General features: G+C 71.6%; 16 protein-coding genes and 2 pseudogenes. 10 read left to right on the forward strand and 8 right to left on the reverse strand.

The features are described 5' to 3' along the window. Positions 1-196: 196 nt before the first annotated feature. Positions 197-429 (reverse strand): annotated as a pseudogene (locus ABTY04_RS28260) (DUF6596 domain-containing protein); the annotation flags it as partial. Positions 430-474: 45 nt separating this feature from the next. On the opposite strand from ABTY04_RS28260, the gene ABTY04_RS28265 reads away from it, so the two are divergent. Then, positions 475-723 (forward strand): hypothetical protein, encoded by a 249-nt coding sequence (locus ABTY04_RS28265; RefSeq protein ID WP_352216285.1) that lies wholly within the window; start codon positions 475-477, stop codon positions 721-723. Here the strand turns inward: ABTY04_RS28265 and ABTY04_RS28270 are convergent. Beyond that, positions 692-2335: a serine/threonine-protein kinase gene (locus tag ABTY04_RS28270; RefSeq protein WP_352216219.1), complete on the reverse strand. Its 1644-nt coding sequence runs from the start codon at positions 2333-2335 to the stop codon at positions 692-694. The genes ABTY04_RS28265 and ABTY04_RS28270 overlap by 32 nt on opposite strands. 343 nt (positions 2336-2678) lie before the next feature. On the opposite strand from ABTY04_RS28270, the gene ABTY04_RS28275 reads away from it, so the two are divergent. After that, positions 2679-3119, forward strand: coding sequence for a hypothetical protein (locus ABTY04_RS28275; protein WP_352216220.1), 441 nt, complete (start codon positions 2679-2681; stop codon positions 3117-3119). Positions 3120-3376: 257 nt separating this feature from the next. Here ABTY04_RS28275 and ABTY04_RS28280 read toward each other — a convergent pair whose 3' ends face one another. The 3 genes from ABTY04_RS28280 to ABTY04_RS28290 all read right to left on the reverse strand — a co-directional run bounded on the left by ABTY04_RS28280 (position 3377) and on the right by ABTY04_RS28290 (position 6859). After that, positions 3377-5248, reverse strand: a complete 1872-nt coding sequence (locus ABTY04_RS28280; protein ID WP_352216221.1) for a glycoside hydrolase family 15 protein — start codon at positions 5246-5248, stop codon at positions 3377-3379. Between the two features lie 25 nt (positions 5249-5273). Beyond that, positions 5274-6350, reverse strand: a complete 1077-nt coding sequence (locus ABTY04_RS28285) for a medium chain dehydrogenase/reductase family protein (protein WP_352216222.1) — start codon at positions 6348-6350, stop codon at positions 5274-5276. A gap of 233 nt (positions 6351-6583) precedes the next feature. Then, positions 6584-6859 carry a hypothetical protein gene (locus tag ABTY04_RS28290; RefSeq protein WP_352216223.1) on the reverse strand — a complete coding sequence of 92 codons (276 nt, stop codon included), beginning with the start codon at positions 6857-6859 and terminating at the stop codon, positions 6584-6586. Between ABTY04_RS28290 and ABTY04_RS28295 the strand changes: the two are divergent. Next, a pseudogene (locus ABTY04_RS28295) lies at positions 6846-7061 on the forward strand (CBS domain-containing protein); the annotation flags it as partial. The gene ABTY04_RS28290 and the pseudogene ABTY04_RS28295 overlap by 14 nt on opposite strands. Here the strand turns inward: ABTY04_RS28295 and ABTY04_RS28300 are convergent. Further along, positions 7031-10660, reverse strand: a complete 3630-nt coding sequence (locus ABTY04_RS28300) for a hydantoinase B/oxoprolinase family protein (RefSeq protein WP_352216224.1) — start codon at positions 10658-10660, stop codon at positions 7031-7033. The pseudogene ABTY04_RS28295 and the gene ABTY04_RS28300 overlap by 31 nt on opposite strands. A gap of 166 nt (positions 10661-10826) precedes the next feature. Between ABTY04_RS28300 and ABTY04_RS28305 the strand changes: the two genes are divergently transcribed. Then, positions 10827-11876, forward strand: a complete 1050-nt coding sequence (locus ABTY04_RS28305; protein WP_352216225.1) for a Rossmann-fold NAD(P)-binding domain-containing protein — start codon at positions 10827-10829, stop codon at positions 11874-11876. A 39-nt stretch (positions 11877-11915) separates the two neighbouring features. Here the strand turns inward: ABTY04_RS28305 and ABTY04_RS28310 are convergent, their stop codons facing one another. After that, positions 11916-12509, reverse strand: coding sequence for a hypothetical protein (locus ABTY04_RS28310; RefSeq protein WP_352216226.1), 594 nt, complete (start codon positions 12507-12509; stop codon positions 11916-11918). Between the two features lie 234 nt (positions 12510-12743). Continuing rightward, positions 12744-13037, reverse strand: a complete 294-nt coding sequence (locus ABTY04_RS28315) for a hypothetical protein (RefSeq protein WP_352216227.1) — start codon at positions 13035-13037, stop codon at positions 12744-12746. Between the two features lie 178 nt (positions 13038-13215). Here ABTY04_RS28315 and ABTY04_RS28320 point away from each other — a divergent pair, with 178 nt between their 5' ends. From ABTY04_RS28320 to pspAB, 6 genes are all read left to right on the forward strand, one after another. Next, the gene (locus tag ABTY04_RS28320; RefSeq protein ID WP_352216228.1) at positions 13216-13704 is read left to right on the forward strand and encodes a CBS domain-containing protein; all 489 of its coding nucleotides are present in this window, start codon (positions 13216-13218) and stop codon (positions 13702-13704) included. 248 nt (positions 13705-13952) lie between these two features. Next, positions 13953-14348: an NAD(P)H-dependent oxidoreductase subunit E gene (locus tag ABTY04_RS28325; protein WP_352216286.1), complete on the forward strand. Its 396-nt coding sequence runs from the start codon at positions 13953-13955 to the stop codon at positions 14346-14348. An 86-nt stretch (positions 14349-14434) separates the two neighbouring features. Continuing rightward, positions 14435-15211 (forward strand): PspA/IM30 family protein, encoded by a 777-nt coding sequence (locus ABTY04_RS28330; RefSeq protein WP_352216229.1) that lies wholly within the window; start codon positions 14435-14437, stop codon positions 15209-15211. Next, positions 15208-15486: a PspA-associated protein PspAA gene (gene pspAA, locus ABTY04_RS28335; RefSeq protein ID WP_352216230.1), complete on the forward strand. Its 279-nt coding sequence runs from the start codon at positions 15208-15210 to the stop codon at positions 15484-15486. Before ABTY04_RS28330 ends, pspAA begins: the two co-directional genes overlap by 4 nt. A gap of 5 nt (positions 15487-15491) precedes the next feature. Beyond that, a complete protein-coding gene (gene htpX, locus ABTY04_RS28340; protein ID WP_352216231.1) occupies positions 15492-16409 on the forward strand; it encodes a zinc metalloprotease HtpX in 918 nt (305 codons plus the stop codon). 16 nt (positions 16410-16425) lie between these two features. Beyond that, on the forward strand, positions 16426-17004 hold the full coding sequence (gene pspAB, locus ABTY04_RS28345; protein WP_352216232.1) for a PspA-associated protein PspAB: 579 nt from the start codon (positions 16426-16428) through the stop codon (positions 17002-17004). The last annotated feature ends 32 nt before the right edge of the window (positions 17005-17036 follow it).

The following is a 17036-nucleotide window of genomic DNA, read 5'->3' on the forward strand; positions in this document are numbered from 1 at the left end:
CCGGCGTGACCGGAGCCAGGGCGGCGAGCAGGGAGCGGCGACCGGCCGGGTCTCCCCCACCGCCAGCCAACCCACCCCGAAGCGGACCACGTCCAGGAGCGCGATGTCGCGGGCGCTTTCCCTCGGGCTCTGGGCCGGCCCGCCCCGCCGACGACACGGAATCCGGACCCGCTCCGGCGTTCGCGCACCGTGTGTTGGGGGCGTCGGCGTGCAGGGCGGCGACGGCGGCCTGGGCTGGTACTCGCCGAGCCGGTCGCGGGCCACCGCGCCCCGCAGGATTCCGATGCCCTCGGCGATGGCCGCCGTGTCCCAGCGGCTTCGGTCCTGGTCCGCGAGCGGGACCAGGCTGCCGTCGGGGGCGGTCCGGGCAGCGCGGCGGGCGTGGTCGAGGAGCATCAGCGCGAGCAGTCCGGCCGGCTCGAGGTGGTTTGCGGGGCCGAGCGGGAGCCGTGGCTTGCCGTGGACCCAAGGGATATGGCGGTGACCCGGCCTACGATCACGCTCGTGCGGAGCCGCTTCGGGGATCTGCTCGCCGCCGATGATCTGAAGGCCGCCACGATGCGTCGGCTGGCCATTTTCTCCGACGCTGCCGAATTGGATCGCGAACGCGTCCGCCGCTGGGCGCAGGCCCACGCGGTGATGGCCGCCCGCTGGGGCCGAGAGCACCGCGATACGGCATGGCTCCTCCAGATCACCAACCACGTTGCCGAGCTGCTGACCTGAACGGCGCCTGCCTGGCCGTTCGGGATTCCTTCGGTTGGCCGCGGACGCCGACCCAGAGGCGTCGCACGGCGCCTGTCAGGACGGGGACGGCGAGCAGCATGCAGGCGACCATCACCAACAGCACTAGAAGGGCCGGCATGGCATTGCCACCCGCCGCAGCGAGGTCCGTGGCGTTGTCCAGGACGGCGTATCCGACGATGTGCGCTGCCCAGCTCCCGCAGGCCAGAAACCAGTACGTCCCCACCCCGATCAGCCAGCCGCGCACCGCACCGAACCCAGAGCGGCTCAACGCACCGCGCGTAACGAGCAGTCCGACCAGCAGACCCCCCAGGACAACGACCGCCAGAACACGCCACCAGTCGTCGAGCGCCCACTCGTAGTCCAGTCCTCTGTCGTCGAACCCGTTGGGATGCGCGAGCGATTGACTCCTGGCCTTCACCTCGCCCGGCCACATCAGGCCCACGGGGAGGAGAGCGAGTAGCATCAGTAGCGGATGGCCGAGGCCCTTCGTGAGCGTGGCAATCTGGTGTTCCCAGGCCGCACGGGCCGCGAGGGGCCCGGGACCCTGCGTGGCGGCGCGGGCCCGCCGCTCGTGGACGGATTGGTGGTCGGCCGGCCGGGCGGGCGCCGTGTCGTCGGATACGGACCGGCCGGGCGAATCGCGGTCGGGGACAGTGAGGACGGCCGTCGGCGTCCGCGGCTGCCGGGCAGGCGGCTCATGGCCTTCGGGTGTCTCCAGATGGAGCACGAACTCGGCGGTGCGGGCGATCGACGCGGTGATCGGGGCGGGCAGCCAGTCACCGGACGCCGGACGCCGCTCCTCGGCTGCAGCACGGAGTGCGGCGGCTGCGGGGCGCCTGCCGGGTTCCTTGGCCAGGCAGGAGCGCAGTACGTCGGCGAAGTCGGGCGGGACGTCGGCGATGTCGGGTTCGTGGTGTACCACCCGGTAGAACACCTGGGCGGCGGAGCCGGTGCCGAACGGGTTGCGTCCGGTGGCAGCGAAGGCCAGTGATGCGCCCAGTGAGAACACATCGGAGGCCGGCCCGACCCGCTGCCCCTCTGCCTGCTCGGGCGACATGTAGCCGGGGGATCCCACCACTGTCCCGGTGCCGGTGAGCACCGTCTCGTCGGCGGAGCGGGCGATCCCGAAGTCGATGAGCAGCGGTCCGTCCTGAGCCAGGAGCACGTTCGACGGCTTGACGTCGCGGTGTATGACCTCGGCTGCATGCACGCCCTCCAAGGCCTGGGCGAGGCCGGCCAGCAGCCGCCACAGCGTCGCCTCGGGCAGGGGACCGTGGACGTCGAGGGCCTCGAACAAGGTGTGGCCTGGGACGTAGGCGGAGGCGAGCCACGGGACGGCGGCCTCGGTGTCCGAGTCCAGCATGGGCACCGTCCCCGGCCCGGTCAGTGCTCGGGAGGCCCGGACCTCCCGGGCGAACCGCGCCCGGAAGCCGGGGTCTGCGGCGAGATCCGCCCGCACCACCTTGACCGCCACGGTCCGCCCGCCGGGCGACCGCCCCAGGTAGACGGCGCCCATCCCGCCCGCTCCCAACCGATACAGCAACCGGTGGTTTCCGAGCCAGCGTGGATCGTCATCGGTCAGCGGCTGCACGCTTCTCCACTCTCCCCCAACTCCCCGTAGAGCAACGGCACATCAGTCGGTGCGGCCACAGGATCGCACAGGCGTCGGCGACCCCGGTACGGATGCCGGGACTCCGTAAGTCAGGACATGTCCGGGACGCTGCCCCGGCCAGAGCACCCCGCAGACCGCCGGTACGGCAAGCTGGTCGCTCTGGGCATCGTCAGCGGAGTCTTTCTGCTCTGGTTCGCCGCAGCCCTCGCATGGGCCTACGCCGACGGGGACCATGGCCGGCACGCCCTTCAGCGTGCGTACAACGTCACTTTCGGATGGGGCGACGGGTTATGAGCACCAAGGCCAAAACAGAGGGGGCAATTTGACGAGCGACGTCGACCCGGTGGGAAGCGGTCCGCGGTACGCCGATGAGCTGACGAACGACGTTGTGTGGGAGATCGGCGCCTTCCTGCTTCCTCGACTGGAGCGAGCAGCAGGTACTCACCCATCAGACAGCGATGAGGGCATCACGGCCTCGGCACTCGCTGAGGCAGTAGCCGCGTTGGTTCTCACCTTGGAGTGGACCATCACCGGCGGAACGCCCGGCCGTGCCCGTATCCCGATCGGGATTCCGCTGCCCCCGATGCCCACTGAGGAGGAACGCCGGGTGCGAGCGGAGATGCGGCTGGATCGCCTCCGGGACGATTGGAACCATCTCTGTGTCCTCGCCGGCTACTGGCGCTCTGCACCTGGCTATCAGGACTCCCGCTGGCGCAAGCTTGAGTTCCGCGAGGCGGACGCTGACCTGGGACCGTGGCCGTGAGATGGCTGGTCATGCCACGCCCCACGGGCCATCATCGGCAACCCGATCTCCAGCTCGTCCAACTCCGCCCACGCCCGAGGCAGCCGGCTTCGGCGCCCTGTCAAAGAGCCGGCTGTTCTGCAACTCGGCTTGATACGGCGGACAGTGACGGTGAGCCGCTCCGGTCAGTGTCCCGGCACCGCAGGTCCGCCGGCCATGCGAAGCTCAGGTCGCGAAGGCTTTGACCGCGCCGTCCAGGACCGCGAGCTCGTCGATACTCACCCGAGCTGGCGGTCGAGGTTGTAAGCGGCGCTGATCAGCGCCAGGTGCGTGAAGGCTTGGGGGAAGTTGCCGAGTTGCTCGCCCGTCGGACCGATCTCTTCCGAGTACAGCCCGACGTGGTTCGCGTAGGTGAGCATCTTCTCGAAGGCCAGCCGCGCCTCGTCGAGCCGGCCGGCCCGGGCGAGCGCCTCCACCCACCAGAAGGAGCACATCGAGAAGGTCGCCTCCTTGCCGGCGAGTCCGTCGGGCGACGCTTCCACGTTGTAGCGGTAGACGAGGCTGTCGGAGACCAGCTCCGCGGTGATGGCATCGAGCGTGGAGATCCAGCGCGGGTCGGTGGGCGCGACGAACTTGCACAGCGGCATGAGCAGCAGGGAGGCGTCGAGCACATCGGTGTCGTAGTGCTGGACGAACGCCCGGCGGGTGGGGTGCCAGCCGCGCTCCATGATCTGGTTGTAGATGCTGTCCCGGACCGCCGTCCAGCGAGGGAGGTCGGCGGGCAGGCCGCGCTGGCGGGCGATCCGGATCGCGCGCTCGACCGCGACCCAGCTCATCAGCCGGGAGTACGTGTAGTCCCGCCGGCCGCCGCGCGTCTCCCAGATCCCCTCGTCGGCCTGGTCCCAGTGGTCCATCAGCCACTCAAGGTTGCGGGTGAGTTCCATCCAGCCGTCGTGGTAGAGGGGCAGCCCGTACTTGTTGCAGAGGTAGACGGAGTCCATCAGCTCGCCGTAGATGTCGAGCTGCAGCTGGGTGGCCGCCTGGTTGCCGATCCGCACCGGCGCCGAACCCCTGTAGCCCTCCAGGTGGGAGAGTTCCTCCTCGGGCAGGTCCTCGCGCCCGTCGATCCCGTACATGATCTGCAGAGGACCCGACTCGCCGTAGTCGGCCGCGTGGCGGAAGCGCCCCTCCAGCCACCCCATGAACGCGCCGGCCTCCTCGGTGAACCCGAGCCTGAGCAGCGCGTACAGCGAGAAGGCGGCATCACGCATCCACGTGTAGCGGTAGTCCCAGTTGCGGGCGCCGCCGATCGCCTCCGGCAGGCTGGTGGTGGGGGCCGCCACGATCGCGCCGGTGGGCGCGTACGTGAGCAGCTTGAGCGTGAGCGCCGAACGGTGCACCGTCTCCCGCCAGCGCCCGCTGTAGCGCGAGCCGCCCAGCCAACGCCGCCAGTACGCCACGGTGGCGTCGAACTCGGCGGCGATGTCGGCATCGGAGTACGGCACCTGCGTCTCGCCGTGCTGGACGCGGTCGAGCACGAAGGTGGCCGTCTCCCCGGCCCTGACGGCGACGTGCGCGCGGACATCGCCGCCTACGATCTCGAGCGGGCGGTGCGTCGAGAGGCTGAGCTCCAGCTCCGGAGAGCGGAAGAGCGCGCCGTGCGGGGTGAGTTCGACCTCGTGGCGGGCGCGTGCATAGTCGAAGCGCGGGGCGACGTCGACAACGAAGCGCATCTGCCCGCGTACGGCGAGTATCCGGCGGATCATGCGGTGGCGGTGCGCCGCCTCGCCGCTGCGCGGCGGCGGCATGAAGTCCTGCACTTCCCCCACACCGTCCGGCATCAGGAAGCGCGTGATGAGGATATTGGTGTCGGGAAGGTAGAGCTGCTTGGAACTCCAGCCATCGCAGTCGGGCGCGATACGGAACAGGCCCCCGCGGTCGGCGTCGAGGATCGCCCCGAAGACGCTCGGCGAGTCGAAGCGCGGGCAGCAGTACCAGTCGATCGTGCCGTCGGTGCCGACGAGCGCGACGGTGTGCAGGTCGCCGATCAGGCCGTGCTCGGCGATGGGCAGGTAGCGCGCCCGTGGTACTCGTCGAGCTGCGTCGGACTCGTCCCCCTCCACTCGACCGGCGGGGCCGTCGCGCACCATCAGCGGGAGTCCTCCTCGTCTCGGCTTATGGCACGAGCACGAGCTTCCCCTTCGCCGCCGAGCGCTCCAGCATCTCGTGCGCGCGACGGGCGTCGGACAGCGGCAGGCGCTCGGCCACGACCGGGTGGATCTTGTGCTCACGGAGCAGCTCCAGCAGTGCGCGGAAGTCCTCCCGGAACCGGTCCGGATCGCGCGGACCTCCACCCACGGGAAGCGCTGGGTGACCTCCGGCCACGGGAAGCACTTGGTGGTGATGGCCGTGCAGTTTCTGGATCCGGTAGGCGAGCGTCTGCCGGCGGGGCGGGAGCAGGCTCCAAAGCCACACGGTCCCGGTCGCCGCGTACCACTCCACCCACGCTCGCCAGTTCTTGTGCCCGTGCGTGAGCGTGGCGTAGTGGCCATACACGACAAGCCGTCCGCCGGGCCGCAGCGCGCGGAAGGAGCGCAGTGACACCGCGCCACCGAGCCCGTCGAGCACGACGTCCACGCCTTTGCCCGGGAGCTTGCGCACGCGCGCCAGGAAGTCCTCGTTGCGATAGTCGATCGCCACCGCGCCAAGCCGTTCGACCGCGGCGCAGTCGCCGGCTGACGCAGTCCCGTAGAGGTGAAGCCCGGCGAGCGCCCCGAGCTCGAGGATCGCGGTTCCCACCCTGCCGGCCGCACCGTGCACGAGCACCGTCTCGCCGTGCTTCACCCTCGCCACGCGGTGAAGCAGCTGGTAGGCGGTCATGTAGGTGAAGACGAGGTTCAAAACCTCCGCCGGGTCGAGATCCTCGGGCACTTCGACCGCCTCCGCCTCCGGCACGCAGACGCGCTCCGCGTCGGCGCCCCACACCGTCAGCGCACCGATGCGGTCCCCCACTCGCAGTCTCGAACAGCCCGGACCGAGCTCCTCGACGACGCCGACGAGCTCGTAGCCGGGCGTGAACGGCGGCTTCGGTACACCGAGATACGTGCCGGCGCGCAGCTGGGCATCGGTGAACGACACGCCCGCGGCCAGCACCCTGACGCACACCTCACCCGGCGCCGGTCGGGGATCGTCGGCCTCCACGACCCGCAAGACCTCGGGACCGCCGAAATGATCAACGACGACGCGCTTCATGCCTTCAGCCTAAACGGACCGCACCGCCGCCGCATCCAATCGATTCCGCAGCTCGATCAGTACAAGACCGCACCGAGCCGCGTTCCGATGCGGTGGCAACGGCCTGCGGCCCCGGATACCGGAGGGGCCGACGTCTGCGGGCTCCTGGGCAGTGAACCTGCCCCCTGCGCGTATCGCACCCCGATGTCATACCGCGGGGATCAAGGTCCGTCAGCACCCGCGACAAGGCGACTTCAACCTGAGTAGTCAGCGTTGAGCAGGGTGTCGAGCAGTTCCTGGATCTCCTGCCGTCCGGCGCCGGGCGGAACGGAGATGCTGTCGGGGCCGGTTTCGACCATGGTGACCGTGGGGGTTCCTGCCGGGAGCAGGCCGAGGAACCAGATGATGGTGTCGGCCCAGAGTCCGGGGGAGCCGCCGCGCAGGATCAGGTGGCTGTGGTCGAAGTAGCTGCCGTGCCGCGTCCCTGGACCGCGGCGGGCGCCGCCCGCGCCCACCGCCCCTACGCTCATGTCGGCGCCGCCGGTCTGCGCCCGGCCCGACTGGACCGTGGCGGAGGCCGCCCGGCTCATGGAGAGCCAGCGGGTCAGGCGACTCCTGGTCGTCTTCACGCGTCTGATCCCGGTGGTCGAACGGCTGTGCCGCACCGTCGACGGCCTCGTCCACGTGGCCGCGCGCCTGGCCTACGAGACCGACGACACGGCACTGCCATAGCCACCGCCGCCGGGTGTGCGCAGCACGAACACGTCCCCGGAGCCCACGGCCACGGAGTCACAGCCTGCCATGGGGACCACGGTGCCGTCGGCCCGCTCGACATGGTGGGTGCCGAGCACGCCCGGGGCCCCGCCCGCCATGCCGTACGGCGGTACACGCCGGTGCCCGGAGAGCACGCTGACCGTCATCGGCTCGCGGAAGCGGATCCGGCGTACCACGCCGTCACCGCCGTGCCAGCGGCCCGAACCGCCGCTGCCATCGCGTACTGAGAACTCCTCGACGAGTACGGGGAGGCGCAGCTCCAGTACCTCGGGGTCGGTGAGGCGGGAGTTCGTCATGTGGGTCTGTACCGCCGAGGCGCCGTGGAAGCCAGGTCCGGCACCAGCGCCGGAGGCGACCGTCTCGTAGTACTGATGATGTTCGTTGCCGAAGGTGACGTTGTTCATGGTGCCGCTGCCCTCCGCCTGGGCCCCCAGCGCCGCGTACAGGGCTCCGGTGACGGCCTGGGAGGTCTCGACGTTCCCGGCGACGATGGCGGCCGGCGGGGCGGGAGCGAGCAAGGAGCCCGGCGGGGCGATGACGCGCAGCGGTCGCAGGCACCCGTCGTTGAGGGGGATGTCCTGGGCGATGAGGGTGCGGAAGACGTACAGCACGGCCGCCATGACCACAGAGGTCGGGGCGTTGAAGTTCGAATCGGTCTGCGGCGAGGTTCCGGTGAAGTCGATGGTGGCGGACCGCTGTTCGCGGTCCATGGTGACGCGTACGGCGATCAGAGCGCCGCAGTCCGTCTCGTAGCGGTACGCGCCGTCGGCGAGGGTGTCCAGGGCCTGACGGACCGCGTCCTCCGCGTTGTCCTGGACGTGCCGCATGTAGGCCTGGACCACGTCGAGGCCGAAGTGGCGGATCATGCGGTCCACTTCCTCGACGCCCTTGGCATTGGCGGCGATCTGGGCGCGCAGGTCGGCGAGGTTGGTGGCGGGGTCACGTGAGGGGAAGCGGGCTGCCGTGAGCAGGGCGAGGGTCTCGGCCTCGCGGAACCGGCCGTCCTGGAGCAGCAGCCAGTTGTCGAAGAGGACCCCTTCCTCGTCGATGTGCCGACTGTCGGCGGGCATGGAGCCGGGGGTCAGCCCACCGATCTCGGCGTGGTGGCCGCGGGAGGCGACGAAGAACAGGATGCGGTCCTCGTGGTCGGTACCGCGGGCTCCGAAGACCGGGGTGATCACGGTGATGTCGGGCAGGTGAGTGCCGCCGTGATAGGGGTCGTTGACGGCGTAGGCGTCGCCCGGGCGCATGGTTGCGGTGCGGCGGCGGACGATCTCGCGGACGGCGGTCCCCATGGAGCCCAGGTGGACGGGGATGTGGGGCGCGTTGGCGACGAGGTTGCCTTCGGGGTCGAACAGGGCGCAGGAGAAGTCCAGTCGCTCCTTGATGTTGACGGACTGGGCGGTGGCCGCGAGGCGGGCGCCCATCTGCTCGGCGATCGAGACGAACTGGCTGTTGAAGATCTCCAGCATGACGGGGTCGGCGCGGGTTTCCATGTCGGCTGCGGCGGGGGCGGTCACCCGCTCCAGGCACAGGTGGCCGAGATCGGTGACGGTGGCCTGCCAGCCGGGGTCGACGACGGTCGTGGCGTTGGCCTCGGTGATCACGGCGGGGCCGGGCAGGACCGTGCCGGGGCGCAGACTCCCGCGCTGCCGGAGCGGTACGGTCCGCCAGCCGCCGTCCGCGTGCAGGCGGGTGGTCTGTTCGGTGTCGTCGGCGTCGGCGGCAGTGTCCGACAGGTGCTGGAGGTCGGGCTGGGGGGTCAGCCCCCGGGCCTCGATGGACAGGGCGTCGACCACGACCGGCCGGTCCAGCAGGAACGAATAGAGCCCACGGTGGTGTTCGGTGAACTCCCGTGCCATCGCGGCGGCTCCGGCGAGCGGAACGGTGACGGGCGTGTCGGTGCCGTCGTAGCGGAGCCGGGCGGTGCGGGTGATGCGTACGAGGTCGTCGGGGACCTCCTCGTCACGCAGCACGGCGCGCGCTGCGGCCTCGAGTTCGGTGGCGGTGGCGGTGACCCGCACCATGTTCGCCTCTGTCAGGGGTAGTTCGACGGATCGTTCGCGTACGGTCGTGGTGTCCGCGAGGCCGATGCCGAGCGCGGACAGGACCCCTGCCAGGGGCGGGACGAGCACGGTGCGGATGCCGAGCGAGTCGGCGACCGCGCAGGCGTGCTGGCCGCCGGCGCCACCGAAGGAGGTCAGCGCGTACCGCCGGATGTCGTGGCCGCGCTGTACGGAGATCCGCTTGACGGCCGCGGCCACGTTCGCGACCGCGACCTGGAGGAAGCCTTCGGCCACCTCCTCCGGGGTCCGGCGATCGCCGGTGGCCTCGTGGATTCGGGCGGCGAGGGCGGTGAACTCCCTTCGTACGACGGCCTCGTCGAGGGGCTCGTCGCCGTCGGGGCCGAAGACGTGCGGGAAGTGTGCGGGTGAGACGCGCCCGAGCATCACGTTGGCGTCGGTCACCGTCAGTGGGCCGCCCGCGCGGTAGCAGGCCGGGCCGGGGTGTGCCCCCGCGGAGTCGGGGCCGACTTGGTAGCGGCCGCCGTCGAAGCGCAGCACGGAGCCGCCGCCGGCGGCGACGGTGTGGATGTCCAGCATCGGCGCCTGGAGGCGCACCCCGGCGACCTGGGCGGTGGACACCCGCTCGTACTCGCCCGCGAAGTGCGAGACGTCGGTGGACGTGCCGCCCATGTCGAAGCCGACGACCCGGTCGTGGCCGGCCTGCTGTGAGAGCCGGGTCATGCCGACGATGCCGCCGGCCGGGCCGGACAGCACGGCGTCCTTGCCGCGGAAGTGGCCTGCGGCGGCCAGGCCTCCGCTGGACTGCATGAACATCAGCCGGACGCCGTCAAGCTCCCGCGCGACGTGGCGCACGTACCGGTCGAGTACTGGGGAGAGGTACGCGTCGACGACGGCGGTGTCGCCGCGCGGGACGAGCCGGGTGAGCGGCCCGGTGGCGGAGGAGAGGGAAATCTGGCGGAAGCCGAGGCGGGCGGCGAGCTCGCCGATCGCCCGCTCGTGCGCCGGGTGCAGGGCGCTGTGCAGGCAGACCACGGCGACGGCGCGAATGCCGTCGTCGTACGCGCGCCGCAGGTCGGCGGCGAGGGGGTCGAGGTCGGGCGGGCGCAGCACCTCGCCCTCGGCGGTGACGCGCTCGTCGACCTCGACGACGCGCTCGTAGAGGGGCTCGGGAAGGATGATCTCGCGGGCGAAGAGGAGCGGGCGGTTCTGGTAGCCGATGCGCAGGGCGTCGCGGAAGCCGCGGGTGATGACGAGGAGGGTGCGTTCGCCGGTGCGCTCCAGCAGGGCGTTGGTCGCGACGGTGGTGCCCATGCGTACGGCCTGCACGGCCGCGGCGGGGACGGGCTCGCCCGGGGGCAGCCCGAGCAGGGTGCGGATGCCTTCGATGGCGGGGTCGGCGTAGCGGGCGGGGTTCTCGGATAGGAGCTTGAGGGTGCGCAGGCGGCCGTCGGGGTCCCTGGCGACGACATCAGTGAAGGTACCGCCCCGGTCGATCCAGAACTGCCAGCCGGACGGCGTACTGGGAGGCATGCCCGCGTCCTCCTTCCCATGCTCTCCCCACCGACGAGCCGCCGTCAGCCTGTGTCCAGCATGGCCGGTGCGGGCGGGGCGTGCGAGCGCGCCGCGCTCCGATGTCCTCACGGCCGGCCGCGTTCCATACTGGACGGACACCTCGATGCCGGGGAGGTGACCGGCCGTGATCCCCCTGACGCTGGGCGTCTGCCGCGAGACCACCCCGGGGGACCGCCGCGTGGCGCTCGTCCCCGGAGCCGCGCACGAAGTGCAGGCCATGGGCCTGGACGTGCTGGTGGAATCCGGCGCAGGCGAGGGGGTCCGGCTGCCGGACCGTGCCTACCGGGCGGTGGGTGCCGGGGTCTGTGCGCGGGACGAGGTCCTCGCGAGGGCGGACATCGTCGTGGGCCTGCGACCCCCTGTCCTCCCTGCCGGGGCCGGGTTCCGGCGAGGGCAGGTGGTGGTGGCGCTCGTCGACCCGCTGAGCACTCCGTTCCAGGTCCGGCGATGGGCCGACGAGGGAGTGACCGTGATCGGACTCGACCTCGTCCCCGAGGGACTGGACCTGGCCCGGGCCGTCGATGCCACCGCCTCCCTGGAGCGGCTGGCCGGCTACAAGGCGGCTCTGCTCGCAGCCGACCTCCTGGACCGGCCGGTGCCGGGCGGGGATGGTCCCGGGTTTCCCGCGGCCGCCGCCCGGGCCCTGGTCATCGGGTGGGGTCCTGCCGCGTGGCAGGCGGCGCGGACCCTGCGCGGCTGCGGGGCGGGGGTGTGCGTCGACGACGGCCGTCCCGGTGGTGGGCTGCCGGGACCCGAGAGCATGGACATCGTCGTGACGGCGGTCCGGCCCCGCCTCCGCGGACGCCCACCCGTCCTGGTGACGGCACGGGCTCTCGCGGCCATGCGCCCCGGCTCCGTGGTCGTCGACGCGGCCGCCGGGCCCGACGGCGGCAACGTGGCAGGGACGCGCTCCGGGACCGTGTCGACGGCGCGACCGGGGGTGACGGTGGCCGGGGCGGGCCCGCTCGCGGAGTGCCTGCCCCGAGCGGCGTCCGCGGCCTTTTCGCGCCATGTCATCGCGCTGCTGGGGCTCATCGTGTCGGAGGGGGTGCTGTGGATCGACCCGCCGGACCCCGTGCTGTCGGCGGTGCTGGTCACGCATGGCGGACTGGTGCGGCAGCAGGACGTCTGGCGCTCGATCCTGGACCAGACCGCGGTGGCGGGACTGCCGTGAGGGACACAGGGCCGGCCGGCAGGGGCTCGGGGCCGTGGATCACCGCCCAGGGGCGCCCTCGCGCAGCAGTGCCGCGATGCGGGCCATCGCGGCGGCCCGGTGGGCGCACTCCTCGTAGCAGCGCCCCAGCACAGCCGCGTCGGCGGCATCGCGCACGGGGCAGACCGTGCCGCCCGTCAGCAGCAGGCGGCTCAGCCCTCGCTGGCGGGCGGTGATGTCCGCCAGGTCCCCGTCCATGGCGGCCGGGGGCGCGTCCAGTTGGAGGACGTCGCGGGCTCGCGCCAGCAGCCGTAGGCAGGCCCCGCCGAGGTCCCCGACCGGTACCAGGACCGGTTCGGCGAGCCGGGGGCCGGAATTCCGGGCCCGGGCGATGTCTCCCATCTGCTCGATCAGGACGCCGATGCGCGCCGTGTCCCCCGCCACATAGAGCGCCGTGAGGACGGACTCGCGGTCTCTCTCTTGTGTGACGGTGCCGAGCACAGTGGCGGCGAGGTCGTCAGCCTCGCCCCGCAGTCCGCAAAGCGTGCTGACGAGGTCCGCCATCCGGCGCTCGGTGTCCGCACCGCCGGCCGTCGTGACCAGGTCCGTGGCGATGCCCAGCGCGGCATGTGTCTCCCGCAACAGGCTCGCCACGCGACCGATATCCCGATCTGTCCGAGTGTGAACCAGGTCACCCACGTCGAACTCCTCATCCCGGCCGACCGGCGCCCGCGCTCTCCCCGGTCGGGCGTGTCCCGGCGTCCCCCTGCCTTCTGGTGGCCGACCACGCATTCTGATGGGTCTGCCATGCCCATCGGCTGCACCGCGCCGGTGCGTCACCCGCGGCGGGCCTCCTGGCCCCCGTCCGACGCGGCCAGGGGCGGGGGGTCAGGCCGCCGGGGTGACCGGCCAGGGGGTGAAGCTCACCGCGCCGCCCGCCCGGACGGCCTCCACGGCGCACTGGTGGACCGAACGGCTCGCCTGTGGATCGGGGCAGGCCACGGGGCTGCCGGCCAGGGCGTACCACTCCCCACCGTCCTGGTACCGGACTGCGACGCGGGCCTGGCCCTGCTCCCACTCGGTGTGCACGGTCAGTTCGCCGGACAGGGGCCCGCCCTGGGCCGTGAGCACCCCGCCGGGCCCGGTGAACACCCCGGGCGTGGTCCACGATGTGGGTTCCATGTCAGCTCACCTCGTCAACTCAGAACGTGTACCGGCTGGTGCCGCCCATGCTCGCGAAGGGGGCCGGAATGGAACAGGGCCGTGCGGTCCCTCGCGGGGGACCACCCGACCCTCCCGTGGCCCGGGACGTACCGCCTACGGTGATCCCCATGCGGCTGCCCTCGAAAGGAGCCGGACGATGAAGGTCTCCGCGTCGATGTCCGCGCCGGTCGTGGCCGTCGCGGCCGGTACTCCTGTCGCCGAGGTCGCTCGCCACATGGACCTGTACGGGGTGGGCTCCGTCGTGGTGACGGAGGACGAGACCCTGCTCGGCATCGTCACCGACCGGGACATCGCCGTACGTGCGGTGGCCGGGGGGCTCGGCGGGGACGAGCCGGTGCGCTCCGTGATGTCGGCACCGGTCGTCACGGTCGGCGCGGGGGACGACATCCATGAGGCGTACCAGGCGTTCCGCCGGTCGGGAGTGCGCCGGCTACCCGTGGTGGACGGTCGGCGCGTGGTGGGCATGCTCTCAGTGGACGACATGCTGATGGACGTGTTCCGGCGGGTCTCGGACCTGCTCGGTCCGGTGGCCTGGAGCGTCCTGGAAGAGCCTCCCGGGCCGCAGGACACAACCGCTCACACACAAGCGGACGGAAAGAATCCACCCGCTTCTCGCGGGTCCTGATCGTGCGGTGCACGGCTGCCGGCCGCTTCTCCGCATCCTGGCTGGACTCTTTCCGTCACCTTCATGACACCACGCCCGGTACGGGGCCGCCAGGGCCGAACGGTCCCACCCGGCCCCCGATCGGCCCTCGCGGCCGGCGGCAGGAGCCCATGCCGGAGGCTCCCGCCGACGCCCGCCGGCGGACCGCTTCCGCCGGTGTGGAGTGGGCGCCGCCCTGCTGGGCCTGCCCTCCGCCGCGACGCTGAGGCCTGCCCGCCACGCACGGCCGCCGCCACGTCCGGGTGTGCACGGCGGCGGCCTGCTTCGCCGCGACCGGCGGGCACCCGCTCGACGCCGTGGAGCGGGAGCTGGGCGTGCACGCGGGTGCCGTCTCCGCGGACGGGGCCGTGTCCCTGCAGTCCGTACGGTGCCCGGGCCACTGCTGCGCGGCCCTCGCCGCACTTAACCTGCACGCGGCCGTGTGCCGGCCCGGACCTGACCGCCCAGCTGGGCGGACGGAGGCCTCCGGCGAGGTACGACGTAGCCGGGCCCCAGGCGCCGGCCTGCGCCCGGTGTCCCGCCCCGGTGGCGGCCCGGTCGGGCGGATCGAGCTGCCTATTGAGACCGGCCGCCGGAGAATGGAAAGGCAGGGTGTCCCCCTATGACCTGCGGCAGAGCAGATTCCGCCGACCTGGCGGAGCCATCCGGACAGTTGCCCCTGGCACGCGAGGCCAGAGGAAGGGCAGTCGTCATGACCAGCATCGCCAACCGCATCGCCACTCTCTTCCGGATCAAGGCAGACAAGGCGCTGGACCGGGCGGAGGATCCCCGTGAAGTCCTGGACTACTCCTACGAGCAGCAGCGGGAGATGCTGCAGCGGGTACGGCGCGGGGTGGCCGACGTCGCGACCAGCCGCAAGCGCGTCGAACTCCAGGCGACCCAGTTGCAGCAGTCCGCGCAGAAGCTCCGGACGCAGGCGCAGCAGGCTCTCGCGGCCGGGCGGGAGGAGCTGGCCCGGGAGGCGCTGACGCGCCGTACGGGTGTCGCCGCGCAGATCACCGACCTGGAGGGCCAGCTGACCTCGCTGCGGGAGCAGGAGGAGAAGCTGACCCTGGCCGCGCAACGGCTTGAGGCGAAAGTGGACGCGTTCCGCACCCGCAAGGAGACGATCAAGGCTGGCTACACGGCTGCCGAGGCCCAGACCCGTATCACCGAGGCCGTCACCGGTATCGGTGAGGAGTTGGGAGATGTGGGCCTGGCCATGCAGCGCGCCCAGGACAAGACCGAGCAGCTTCAGGCCCGAGCCGGTGCACTGGACGAGCTGATCGCCTCCGGTGCACTGGAGGACGCGACCCTGCCGACCGGCCAGGACGACATCCAGGCCGAACTCGACCGGGTGTCCGCAGGCAGTGACGTGGAGGCGGAGCTGGCAAGGATGAAGGCCCGGCTGCCGGCTGCCGCCGCGCCGGCCGCGGTGGAGAGCCCCGCAGCATCGAAGGACCGGCCGGGCCCGGAGGCGACGTCATGATCATGCGGATCCTCGGCGAAGGCCAGTACGAGATCGCCGACGAGCAACTGGACCGGCTGGGCGAGCTCGACTCCACCCTGCAGTCGGCCGTCGACGCAGACGACGAGACCGCCTTCACCGCCGCCCTCTCGGCCCTGCTGGACGCGGTCCGCGCACTCGGCACCCCGCTGCCGGACGACGCCATCACCCCGTCCGACCTCGTGCTGCCGGACGAGGACACCAGCCTGGCGCAGGTACGCGAACTGCTCTCCGACGAGGGCCTGATCCCGAGGTGATGGCCGTGCACAGCCGTTTCGAGCCCGACCGGCAGCTGACCGCCCGCATGGTGGTCACGATGTTCCTGCTCGGGCTGGTGTACGTGGCGTTCATCGCCGCGCTGATCGCGCTGCTCAAGTCCACCGTCCTGGTGGTCGTGATCGCGGCTGGGCTGCTGGGCGCGCAGTTCTGGTATTCGGACCGCATCGCCCTGTACGCCATGCACGGCCGCCTCGTCACGGCCGAGGAGCAGCCCCGGCTGCACGGGGTGATCGACCGTCTGTGCGCCACCGCGGACATGCCCAAACCCCGCGTGGCCATCTCCGACATGGACCTGCCCAACGCCTTCGCCACCGGCCGCAACGCCGACCAGGCCGTCGTCTGCGTGACGACCGGACTGATGCGCCGCCTGGAGACCGAAGAGCTGGAGGGCGTCCTCGCCCACGAACTGTCCCACGTCGCCCACCGCGACGTCGCGGTGATCACCATCGCCTCGTTCCTGGGTGTGATCGCCGGACTGATCGTCCGCTTCGCCTTCTACTCCCAGCTGTTCGGCGGACGCGACCAGCGCGACCAGAACACCGCCGTCGTCTTCATGGCCGTCATGGCGGTCTCCGCCCTCGTGTACGCCATCAGCTTCCTGCTCATCCGGGCCCTGTCCCGCTACCGCGAGCTGGCCGCCGACCGCGCCGGGGCGATGCTGACCGGGAAGCCGTCCGCCCTGGCCTCGGCACTGACGAAAGTCACCGGCGACATCGCCCGCATCCCCACCCAGGACCTGCGCACCGCCCAGGCGTTCAACGCGTTCTTCTTCACCCCCGCCCTCGGGCCCGGCACGGCCGTCGCCAACCTCTTCTCCACCCACCCCAGCCTGGAACGCCGCCTGGAAGCACTCGCGGAGATCTCCGCCGAGCTGGGCGGACCGGGCGGCGAAACACTGTGAAAGGAGCTGAGGCACGGTGGGTTTCTGGGACTCCCTGCTCGGCCGGACCAAACCGGCCAGGCCCGACCTGGACCAGCTCTTCGGCCTGCCCTCGGCGGCGATAACCCTCCAGGCAGCCATCGGCTTCACCCCCACCGGCACGGGCTCGGTCTGCTTCGCCAGCACCGAGGGCGGGGCGTTCGCGCAGGTCCAGCAGGAGGTACGGGCCCTGCTGGACGCGGACTCCGAACGCGGCGGCACGCCGGTGGAGTTCACCCGCGACACCTACGGGTACTCATGGCTGCTCTCCCGACGCGACCCCGACAGCCTGCCCGCCCTGGTGAACGATCTGCACGCCGTCAACACCGCCCTCCAGGACAGCGGCTTCGGACCGCAACTGCTCTGCTCCCTGGTCACCTTCCGCGACGCCGAGCTGCGCCCGCTCGCGCTGGTCTACCTCTACAAGCGCGGCACCTTCTACCCCTTCGCCCCGCTGCCCGGCCACAAGCGCGACAACCCGCTGGAACTCCAGGCCAAGGCCGTGGTCAAGGACGACCTGCGGATCGAACCGGACCTCGGGCGCTGGTTCGCGCTGTGGGGCGCGCCCGGCCTGTGACCTGATCGCGCCCTTGTGGTGCTCGATCATCA

It is taken from the genome of Streptomyces sp. NPDC097981, from assembly GCF_040302565.1.
Taxonomy (GTDB): Bacteria; Actinomycetota; Actinomycetes; order Streptomycetales; family Streptomycetaceae; genus Streptomyces.